We start from the raw sequence: 9,134 nt of genomic DNA, 5'->3' as shown, positions 1-9,134 counted from the left end.
GGCTGAGTTTGGTGGCGGCGGCGGTGCGGGGGCGTGGCCGTCCGGGTTCGGTGGGGACGGCGGTTCGTGGGAGCCGGACGGGCCCGGCGCGTCTGGACCGTGGCCGGCCGGGGCCGAACTGGCCTCCGGGGAGTCTGGCGGCGTTGGTCAGGCGGATCGTGACGGCCCCGCCGCCGTGGGCTCCGGCGGGGCCGCGGGTACGCGGCGGGCCGGCCGTCCCGAGTCCGCGTGGCTGCGGCGCCAGCCGAGGGCGGGGCGGCGGCGGGTTGTGTGGATTGGCGCGCTTGTCGCGCTCGGCACGGCGGCCGTGCTCGCGGTGAGCGCGCTGCGCGGTGGCGAGCCGCCTTCGGAGGGGGCCGGCGCGCCCGAGGTCGAGCCGTTGAGTTGGACGACGCGTTCGCACGTCTGGGCCGGCGGCTGCGGGCACCGTTATCTGATCGACCGCGATCCGGCCGAGGTGCCGGCGCCGCCGGTGGCGCAGGACGCGGAGCGGTGGGCCGGCGAACTGGACGCCGTGCACGGCGGATCCACCATCGTGGAGACCACCCTTCGAGCCGGCGGCCGGCAGGCCGTCGTCGTCGAGGCCGTGCACGTCCGCGTGGTCGAGCGGCGCGCGCCGCTCGCGTGGCCGGCGTTCGACATGTCCGCCGGCTGCGGCGGCGCCCTCACCCCGGCCGCCTTCACCGTGGACCTGGACGCCGACCGCCCGGTGGCCCGCCCCAGGGACGGCTACGACGGCAGCGGGGAGGGGGTCGAGCTGCCGGCCCCCGAGCCCCCGTTCCTCGTCACCGAGGACGAGCCGCTGGTGCTGCGCGTGGAGGCCACCGCCGTCGACTGCGACTGCGACTGGTACGTCGAGGTCGACTGGGCCAGCGGCGCCGACAGCGGCATGGCGCGGATCGGCGACGGCGGCCGACCGTTCCGCACCAGCGGGCTTACCGCCGCGCCGGACGGGGTGCACGGCTACGAGTACACCGAGAACCGCTGGGTGCCCGCCGCGGTCGACTAGGTCCTGTCCGGCGCCACCCGCTCTCGGCGGCTCAGTCGATCGACCGTAGGACGGCCTCGACCAGTCGGTGGTTCTCCGGGGCGCCGCCGCCTCCGCCGGGGACGAATCGGCGCACGGTGTAGCTGTAGGCGATGCCCCTGGCCGGGGCGGCGAAGGACTGGGCGCCGACGGCGCCGCTGTGCCCGAACGCGTCGGGGCCGAGCCCCGGATAGCGCACGCCCTGGGCTTCGAAGCCGAGCAGGAAGTGGTCCCGTTCACCGGTGACCAGGTCGGTGCCGGTCCAACGGGCCTTCGTGAACTCCGCGATCGTCTCGGGGCGCAGCAGCGCGGGTCGCCCGTCCACCTCACCCATGGCGGCCGCGTACATCCTGGCCAGACCGCGTGCGTTCCCCACTCCGCCGGACGAGGCGGGGCCGAGGGCCCGGGTCCGGCGCGTGTTCGCGAAGGAGACCAGGTCGGTCGGCGGGGTGGCGTGCTGGTTGAAGGCGATGCCGGTCAGGCTGTCGGGGCGAGGCGCGGCCGGTGGCGGGCCGGGTTGCGGTCGTACGGGGACGAACCTCGGCTCCAGCGACTCTGGCAGTCCGAGGAAGAAATCGAGCCCGTAGGGCGCCCGGATCCGTGCCTCGTAGAGCTCCTGAATCGATCGACCGGTCGCTCGCCGCACCACTTCGCCGGTGAGCGCGCCGATCACCCAGGCGTGGTAGCCATAGGCGCTGCCCGGCCGCCAGTAGGGACGCTGGCCGGCGAGACGCTCCGCGATCAGCCGGTCGTCGGCCAGCTCGTCCTGGCGGAACCCGCCGGTCACGCCGATCAGCCCGGATCGGTGCGCCAGCAGTTCACGCAGGGTCAGCTCGCCCTTGCCTTCCGCGGCGAACTCCGGCCAGTAGTGGGCCACGGCACGGTCGAGGTCGAGCACGCCGTCCCGCGTGAGCAGGGCCACGACGAGGTGGGCCGCGCCCTTGGCCGAGGAGTAGAGGGCCAGGAGCGAGTCCCCCGTCACCTCTTCACCGGCCCACAGGTCGACGACCTGGCGACCGTGCCAGTACACCGCGAGCTGGGCGCCGGGGTCGGGCGGCACCACGGCGGCGAATTCCTCCCGCACCCTCTCGAAGCCGTCGGCCACGGTTCCCAGGACGTCGGTCACCGCGACTCCCCGATCTCGTGCACCGTGCCCCGTTCGTCGCTGACCAGGTCGCCAAGCGTCGCGAAGAACGCCGCGATGCCCGGCCGGTTGGCTCCCTTGGCCCGGGAGGCGGCGAGGTCCTCGGGCGATCGCCAGTGGACGATGTCGAGCCACTCCCCGTCCGGCAGTCGCACCAGGTCGGCCCCGATGAACCCCTCCCGGTCGGCGCGGAAGTCCGCGAGCATCGCGGGCCTGGCGGCCAGCATGGCCTCCATGCGCTCCCGCGCCACCGTGAAACGCGTCAGCTCCACTGTCACCGGCATGTCGTCACTGCTCCTTGGTCGCTTTCCCCTGCGCCGAAGGGTATAGTCACCTTTGTTGTTGGTCAACTTTGGTGACTGATTTTTGGCTGAGGTTCGGAGGACGATGTGCGGCGCAGCGAACGAAAACTGAGGGACCCCGACCTCGGCGTGCTCACCGCCCGGCTGCTCTTCGCGGTCCAGGACGAGCTGCTCGCGACGCTCGCCGAGCAGGGCCACCCGAACCTGCGCCCCCCGCACGGCGCGGTGCTGGCCTACCTGGACACCGAGGGCAGCCGCGCCACCGAGCTGGCCCGCAGGTCAGGACAGCACAAGCAGGTGGTGGGCAAGGTGGTCGACGAGTTGGAGGCCCTGGGGTACGTCGAGCGGCGCCCGGACCCGGCCGACCGGAGGGCGAAACTCGTCGTCCCGACCGCGCGCGGCCTCGACCAGTTGTCCCGGTCCGACGCCATCCTGGCCGACATCGAGCGGCGGCACGCGGAGGCCGTCGGCGCCGATGCCTACGCGGAGTTCAAGCGGCTTTTCCGGGATGTTGCCAGGCACCAGCGCGACTGGCGGGACCAGGACCGCGCTGGTGCGGGCCCCGACCGCTGACGGCCGGGGCCGGGGCGCTCCGGTCCGCCAGAACCTAGGCGGCGCGGTGCCGGGTCCCGTGCACGGCGGCGATGATCGCGGTCAGCGCCGCGGCTATGGAGGCGATGAACGAAGCAGGTCACATAGGCGTCCACGCTCGGCATCTCCGTGCCAGGGAGCACGTCGCCGACCAGGATGGCCGCGGTCGCCGCGCTGGCCAGGCTCCCGCCGGCCGTGCGCACCAGCGAGTTGACGCCGCTGGCGATGCCGCTCTGGTCCATTGGCACGTGCTGTACGGCGAGGGTGCCGAGCGCCGCGTAGGCGATGCCGAAGCCGACGCCCTGGATCGCGTTGAAGACGAGGAAGTCGCCGACGGAGCCGTGCTGGAGGGTGAGCCACAGGTAGGCGAGGCCGGCGAAGGCCGTGCCGATCGCCAGCGTCCAGGCGGCGCCGAGCTTGGCCTCGAAGCGGCCGGCGAGCGCGGAGAAGAACAGCATGGTGAAGGTGGACGGCAGCATGGAGAGGCCGCCGTCGCGCTGCTACGGGCCCTCGCCGACGTCGAGCGGCTGCGCGTGGGGGAGTTGGCCTCCCGGCTCAACGCGGAGGCGCCACACGTCACCCGGCAGGCCCAGCGCCTCGAGCGGGCCGGCTACGTGGACCGGGTCCCCGATCCGGACGACGGCCGGGCCAGTTGATCCGCCTCACCCCGTCGGCCGGGACGCCGTGGACCGGATCCGCGAGACCTCGCGGCGCGGCATGTGGGCGGCCCTGGCCCACTGGAACCCGGAGGACCTGCGGCGGCTCGCCGACCTGTTCCAGCGCATGGTCGACGACTTCGTCGACTACGCCGCGGCCCACGAGCCGCCCGAGCCCCCGCGAACGCCCGTCGGACATGACGCCTGAGCCGCGCCGGCCGGGCGCCCTCACGCGCGCCGGCGGCACGCCACCGCCGGCCCGCTCGCGCCCGACGGCTCGTTGCCGTTGTCGGCCAACGGCGAGGACACCGTGCTCCGGCTGCACCGGTCGGGTGACCGCACCGATCGAGTCACTGAACCCATGGGGTGAAATACGGTGGCGCGCTCGTCGTTCGCTCATCAGGCTTGGCCGGTGACCAACGACTCGCACGCCCCGTTCGCCGACCCGCACTACGCCGCCTGCTACGACGCGTTCTTCCCCTGGAAGGAGCGGGAGGACTTCCACTTCTACCTGCCCCGGGTCATGGCGGCCCGGTCGGTGCTCGACCTCGGCTGCGGCACCGGAATGCTGCTGCACCACGCCCGCGAGGCCGGCCACACCGGCCGGCTGGTCGGCCTCGACCCGGCCGAGGGCATGCTGGCCCGCGCCAGGCGGCGCGCGGACATCGAGTGGATCCAGGGCGACCTGCGAACCGTCTCCCTCGAAGGACCGTTCGACCTCGTGGTGATGACCGGCCACGCCTTCCAGGAGTTGGTCACCGACGAGCACCTGCGGGGCACGCTGGCCGCGGTGCGCGCCGTCCTCGCCGAGGACGGCGCGTTCGGCTTCGAGACCCGCAATCCGGCGGTGCGCGGCTGGGAGAACTGGGGCCTGGAGTACGGGCTCGCCATCCAGGACCCGGCGGGCTCGGGCGGCGTGGTGCGGATGACCATCGAGGGGCGGCCCGAGGTGCGGGACGACCTGGTGCACACCACCACCAGGATGGTGGGCCCCACCTGGCCCGAGGGTCTCGTCACCCGGGGCGCGCTGCGCTTCCTGGACGCCGACGCGCTCGACGCCGCGCTGGCCGCGGCGGGCCTGACGGTGGCCGAGCGGTACGGTGACTTCGACCGCTCGCCGCTCACCGCGGCGAGCCACGAGATCGTCACGATCGCGCGTCCGGCGTGACGCACAGGGGTATACGAGGGAACGGATGTCTTGTCGTGTTCGTCAACCCCGTTGCGGGGAAAGGTGAAACGAGGGACCGGGATACCCATGCGCACTTGTGGGGCGTTAGGGTTACCCTGCCCGGACCGGGTGCCGTTGTACGGGTGGGAGAGTCATGGAGCGGATAACAGTGCGGAGCAGGCCGCCTCGAGTGCCTGCCATCAACTGCGGGAGCGGCGCCAGCAGCGCCCGCCTCGATCGCCACTTGAGCGTGCTCTCCGGCCCTGCCGTGCCGCCGCGGGAGGCCGAGGAAGCCACCACGCTGATGCGGGAGTTGACCAAGCGCGACGAGCGCACCGCGCACACCAGCAAGGGCGCGCGCGTCTCGCTGTTCGCGCCGCTGCGGCGGCTGCGGCGCACGCTGTTCGGCGGTCGCGGCTGATCCCCTGAGCCCCCGGCCGCGCGGCCGGGGGCTCTCAGCCGTCATCCGGGGGGAGTTCGGGGGGCGCGTCACCCGGTACCGCGTCCATCAACCCCGTGTCCATCAACCCGGTGTCCGTCGTCACGGCGTCCACGGTCACGGCGAACGAGAACCGGTCCCCCCGGTAGTGGATCCGCGCCACGTCGACGACGTGCTCGCACTCGTCGAACACCACGCCCGTGATGTGCAGGATCGGGCTCAGCAGCGGCACCGCGAGCAGCCGCGCGGTCTCCGGATCCGCGAGCCGCGCCTGCACGGTGTTGGTTATCCGGCCGACGACCACCCCGGCCACGTCCCGCAGCACCCGCGTCATCGGCCATCGCGCCAGCGCGGCCGGGTCGACGCGCGCCGCCACCTCGGGCCGCAGCAGGTTCTCCACCCGGTTCACCGGCTCGCCGCTCGCCCGGTCCCGGCGCAGCCGGCGGAACCGCACCACCTCGGCGAGGTCGGGGAAGTGACCGGCGAGCTCCGCCGGCACCGGCACCGGGCCGTGGTCGAGCAGCGTCGTCGTCTCGCCCGACTGCTGCGCCACGATCGCGTCGACCGAGCCGAGCAGCCGGACCGGGGCGCCGGGACTCGCCGCCGGCTCGATGAAGGTGCCGCGCCGCCGGTGCCTGCTGATCAGCCCCTCCTGCTCCAACTCCTTGAGCGCCTGGCGCATCGTGAGCACGCTCACCCCGTAGTGCTCGGCCAACTGCTCCTCCGTCGGCAGTCGCAGCGGCGCGCCAGGGGCGCGGCCGAGTATCGAGGCGCGGAGCGACTGCGTCACCTGGTACCACAGCGGGAGCCTGCGGTTGAGCTCGAGCGAGTCGGGGGCGAAGACGGTCACGGCGGTCGCTCCGGGCATCTGGCCTTGAGGGAAGACCTACTTGGGGAAGTGCCGGTCAAGACCCTGCCACACGTGGTCGTAGTCGCGCTGAAGATGCTCGCAGTCGGCCGCCTGGCCGGTCAGCGTCACGGGCCAGCGGGTCTCGAACATGAAGGCGAGGCCGTCGTCCACCTTCTGCGGGGCCAACTCGGCCCGGCTCGCCCGCTCGAAGGTCTCCCGGTCGGGGCCGTGCGCGGAGAGCATGTTGTGCAGTGAGCCGCCGCCCGGCACGAAGCCGCGCGCCTTGGCGTCATAGGCGCCCTCGATCAGCCCCATGTACTCGCTCATCACGTTGCGGTGGAAGTACGGCGGCCTGAAGGTGTCCTCGCCGACCAGCCAGCGCGGCGCGAAGACCACGAAGTCCACGTTGGCCAGGCCCGGTTGGGTGGTGGGCGAGGTCAGCACGGTGAAGATCGACGGGTCCGGGTGGTCGAAGCTGATGGAGCCGAGCACATTGAACCGCCGCAGGTCGTAGCGGTAGGGCAGGTGGTTGCCGTGCCAGGCCACCACGTCGAGCGGGGAGTGGTCCAAGTCGGCCGCCCACAGCCGGCCGCAGAACTTGACGACCAGCTCGACCGGCCGGTCCGCGTCCTCGAAGGCGGCGGTGGGCGCCTCGAAGTCCCGTGCCGCCGCGAGACCGTTGGCGCCGATCGGGCCCAACTCGGGCAGCACGAAGGGCCGGCCGTAGTTCTCGCAGACATAGCCGGCGGCCGGCCCTTCCGGCAGCTCGACCCGGAACCGCACCCCGCGCGGGATCAGCGCCACCTGCCCGGGGTCGGCCCGCAGCGGCCCGAACTCGGTGACCAGCAGCAGCGCGCCGCGCTGCGGCACGATCAGCAGCTCGCCGTCCGCGTCGCCGAACACCCGGTCGACCATGGGGGAGTCGGCGGCGTACAGGTGGATCGCCATGCCCTCGCGCCGGCGCACGTCGCCGTTGCCGCCGAGCGTCCACAGGCCGGCCACGAAGTCGGTGCCGACCGGCGGGCTCGGCAGCGGGTCCCAGCGCAGCCGGTTGGGGTCGGGCGCGGTCTCGTCGAACGGCGCCGCCCGCAGCCCGCCGTCATTCGTCCTGCGGAAGCGGGGATGGGCCGCCGACGGCCGGATCCGGTAGAGCCAGGAGCGCCGGTTGTCGGCGCGCGGCTCGGTGAAGGCACTGCCGCTCAGCTGCTCGGCGTAGAGCCCCAGCGGCGCGCGCTGGGGCGAGTTGCGCCCCTCGGGGAGCGCGCCGGGAACGGCCTCGCTCCGATGCTGGTTGCCGAAGCCCGTCAGATACCGCTCTCCGCCGCCGCCTGCCACGTTGCCGACCGTGCTCATCCCGCACTCCCGCCGTCGAGCGAACCCGTCATTCCTGCGTTCGACCGTAGGAATGCGGGCGGCGCGAAGTCAACGGGCCTGCACGGTCCTGGCCAGCAGTTCCGCCGCTCGGCCGCGATTGCGGTACGGGCGCAGGGCCTGCCGCATCTCCCGCAGGGCACGCTCCGCGTCCCCCGAGCGCAATCGTTCCTGCGCGTGCAGGAAGGACTCCCAGGCCGCGCACGCCTCGTCCAGGTGGCCGGTGCGCAGCAGTAGTTGGCCGAACCTGGCCTGGGTGAGCGCGCGGCCCCTGATGTCGCTCGCCGACCGCTCGCCGGCGGCCCGGCGCAGCGCGGCCAGGGCGCCCGGCAGGTCGCCGAGGGCCTCGAGCACCGCCGAGGTCTGGAAGTGCAGCGCGGCCACCGGGTAGGCGTCGAACGGCGCCGCCGCGGCGGTGGCCCGGTCGGCGGCCCGCTCGGCCAGGCCCAGCGCCGCGAGCGCGCCCCTGCGGTCCCCGCCGAGCCCCAGCACCACCGCCAACTGCGCCTGCACATACGCCTGCTGGGCGGGCGGCGCGTCCCTGGCGCCGTCCCGCGCGGCCTCCGCGAGCTGGATCGCGGGCGCCAGGTGGCCGAGCCGCTGGGCCTGCCCGCTCATCGCCCGCAGCACCACGCTCCACGCCGTGCGGTCGCCCACCTCGCCGGCCAGCTGGTGGGCGAAGGCGTAGTACCGCTGCGCCATCCCGTGCAGCTGCCCGTCCTCGTACATCCGGGCCAGCAGGAACGCGAGCCGGGAGGCCAGCACGAACAGCTCGCGGCGCGCCCGCCCTGACCGCCGCTCGGCGAGCAACGGCGTCACGTCGTCGGCGAGGTAGGCGGCGAGCGCGCTGCGGGCGTGCCGGCCGCCGTGGGTGTCGATGGAGGCCGCGAAGAAGCTCACCGCGTCGTGCAGGGCGGCGGCCTCCTCGCCGCGCGGCCCGGGCGGCGCCGGCGGCGCGGCCGGCGGCGGCCCGGGCACCACCGCCTCACCCACCCGGTAGGGCCGTTGGTGCAGCGGCCGGCGCCGGCGCGCGTCGCTGTCCGCGCGGCACAGCGTGGTGAAGCCGGTGAGCGGGTCCAGGGGCGGCGCCTCCCGGCTGCCCGCGGAGAACCCGACGGCCTCCGGGGTGATGGCCCGGCCGAGCCGGCGGGAGAGCGCCTCGGCGGCCAGGTGCGGAACGGGGTGCCGGGGCTGGGTGCCGGCGAGCCAGTGCGCGACGGACGTACGGTCGTAGCGGAGCACGGTGCCGATCTCGCCGCCCAGCGTGTTCACGGCCCTGGCCAGGGCCTCCTGGGTCCAGTCGGCCTCGGTGAGCATGGCCCGCAGACGGTGGTTGGGGCCGCGCTGGTTCTTCATGGTCCTGTGGTCTCACGCCGCGCGGCGCCCCGACAGAGCGCACGGGGGCATCCGCGTCGACGGAACTGCCCCACGATCACACGATCGGGTTGCTTTGGCGGTTGTTCGGTCCGCCCTGCGCGAAAGCGGTGTGGCCCGCGTTGACGTTGGTGTCATGAACGACCCCAGCCTCTACGCCACCGTCCACACTCCGGGCGCCACGACGCGCCCCCGCCCGCCCCGGCTGCCAC

Annotated in this window: 12 protein-coding genes; 6 read left to right on the top strand and 6 right to left on the bottom strand. The window is 73.9% G+C overall.

Annotated features, from left to right (window positions below):
* Window positions 1-268 precede the first annotated feature (268 nt).
* Complete coding sequence (locus E1265_RS28400) at window positions 269-1,009, top strand: hypothetical protein (RefSeq protein ID WP_132933851.1); 741 nt, start codon at window positions 269-271, stop codon at window positions 1,007-1,009.
* Between the two features lie 31 nt (window positions 1,010-1,040).
* Here E1265_RS28400 and E1265_RS28395 read toward each other — a convergent pair whose 3' ends face one another.
* A complete protein-coding gene (locus E1265_RS28395) occupies window positions 1,041-2,153 on the bottom strand; it encodes a serine hydrolase domain-containing protein (RefSeq protein ID WP_132933850.1) in 1,113 nt (370 codons plus the stop codon).
* The gene (locus tag E1265_RS28390) at window positions 2,150-2,455 is read right to left on the bottom strand and encodes an antibiotic biosynthesis monooxygenase (protein ID WP_132933849.1); all 306 of its coding nucleotides are present in this window, start codon (window positions 2,453-2,455) and stop codon (window positions 2,150-2,152) included. The genes E1265_RS28395 and E1265_RS28390 overlap by 4 nt, the downstream gene beginning before the upstream one ends.
* Window positions 2,456-2,560: 105 nt before the next feature.
* Between E1265_RS28390 and E1265_RS28385 the strand changes: the two genes are divergently transcribed.
* Window positions 2,561-3,046: a MarR family transcriptional regulator gene (locus E1265_RS28385; RefSeq protein WP_132933848.1), complete on the top strand. Its 486-nt coding sequence runs from the start codon at window positions 2,561-2,563 to the stop codon at window positions 3,044-3,046.
* On the opposite strand, the gene E1265_RS39740 is transcribed toward E1265_RS28385, so the two are convergent.
* Window positions 2,953-3,543, bottom strand: coding sequence for a hypothetical protein (locus E1265_RS39740; protein ID WP_243741173.1), 591 nt, complete (start codon window positions 3,541-3,543; stop codon window positions 2,953-2,955). The genes E1265_RS28385 and E1265_RS39740 overlap by 94 nt on opposite strands.
* 54 nt (window positions 3,544-3,597) lie before the next feature.
* Between E1265_RS39740 and E1265_RS40835 the strand changes: the two genes are divergently transcribed.
* The 4 genes from E1265_RS40835 to E1265_RS28370 all read left to right on the top strand — a co-directional run bounded on the left by E1265_RS40835 (window position 3,598) and on the right by E1265_RS28370 (window position 5,309).
* Window positions 3,598-3,720 carry a MarR family transcriptional regulator gene (locus E1265_RS40835; protein WP_347877257.1) on the top strand — a complete coding sequence of 41 codons (123 nt, stop codon included), beginning with the start codon at window positions 3,598-3,600 and terminating at the stop codon, window positions 3,718-3,720.
* Between the two features lie 28 nt (window positions 3,721-3,748).
* The gene (locus E1265_RS40830; protein ID WP_347877256.1) at window positions 3,749-3,928 is read left to right on the top strand and encodes a hypothetical protein; all 180 of its coding nucleotides are present in this window, start codon (window positions 3,749-3,751) and stop codon (window positions 3,926-3,928) included.
* Between the two features lie 204 nt (window positions 3,929-4,132).
* Window positions 4,133-4,888 carry a class I SAM-dependent methyltransferase gene (locus E1265_RS28375; protein WP_243741172.1) on the top strand — a complete coding sequence of 252 codons (756 nt, stop codon included), beginning with the start codon at window positions 4,133-4,135 and terminating at the stop codon, window positions 4,886-4,888.
* A 154-nt stretch (window positions 4,889-5,042) separates the two neighbouring features.
* Window positions 5,043-5,309, top strand: coding sequence for a hypothetical protein (locus E1265_RS28370; protein WP_132933847.1), 267 nt, complete (start codon window positions 5,043-5,045; stop codon window positions 5,307-5,309).
* Between the two features lie 34 nt (window positions 5,310-5,343).
* Here the strand turns inward: E1265_RS28370 and E1265_RS28365 are convergent, their stop codons facing one another.
* From E1265_RS28365 to E1265_RS28355, 3 genes are all read right to left on the bottom strand, one after another.
* On the bottom strand, window positions 5,344-6,177 hold the full coding sequence (locus E1265_RS28365) for a GntR family transcriptional regulator (RefSeq protein WP_132933852.1): 834 nt from the start codon (window positions 6,175-6,177) through the stop codon (window positions 5,344-5,346).
* A 36-nt stretch (window positions 6,178-6,213) separates the two neighbouring features.
* Complete coding sequence (gene hmgA / locus E1265_RS28360) at window positions 6,214-7,530, bottom strand: homogentisate 1,2-dioxygenase (protein WP_132933846.1); 1,317 nt, start codon at window positions 7,528-7,530, stop codon at window positions 6,214-6,216.
* 69 nt (window positions 7,531-7,599) lie between these two features.
* Complete coding sequence (locus tag E1265_RS28355) at window positions 7,600-8,904, bottom strand: hypothetical protein (protein WP_132933845.1); 1,305 nt, start codon at window positions 8,902-8,904, stop codon at window positions 7,600-7,602.
* Between the last annotated feature and the right edge of the window lie 230 nt (window positions 8,905-9,134).

Origin of the sequence: Streptomyces sp. 8K308, assembly GCF_004348315.1 — a bacterium.
In the GTDB taxonomy this organism is placed as follows: Bacteria; Actinomycetota; Actinomycetes; order Streptomycetales; family Streptomycetaceae; genus Streptomyces.
Note: the sequence above shows the minus strand (reverse complement) of the source record. Positions and strands in the feature narration are given on the sequence as shown.

What these genes read in the sequence shown, in the direction of transcription:
- hmgA (WP_132933846.1), bottom strand. Translation starts at nt 7,530, where the DNA reads ATGAGCACGGTCGGCAACGTGGCAGGCGGCGGCGGAGAGCGGTATCTG.
- E1265_RS28390 (WP_132933849.1), bottom strand. Translation starts at nt 2,455, where the DNA reads ATGCCGGTGACAGTGGAGCTGACGCGTTTCACGGTGGCGCGGGAGCGC.
- E1265_RS28355 (WP_132933845.1), bottom strand. Translation starts at nt 8,904, where the DNA reads ATGAAGAACCAGCGCGGCCCCAACCACCGTCTGCGGGCCATGCTCACC.
- E1265_RS39740 (WP_243741173.1), bottom strand. Translation starts at nt 3,543, where the DNA reads ATGCTGCCGTCCACCTTCACCATGCTGTTCTTCTCCGCGCTCGCCGGC.
- E1265_RS28370 (WP_132933847.1), top strand. Translation starts at nt 5,043, where the DNA reads ATGGAGCGGATAACAGTGCGGAGCAGGCCGCCTCGAGTGCCTGCCATC.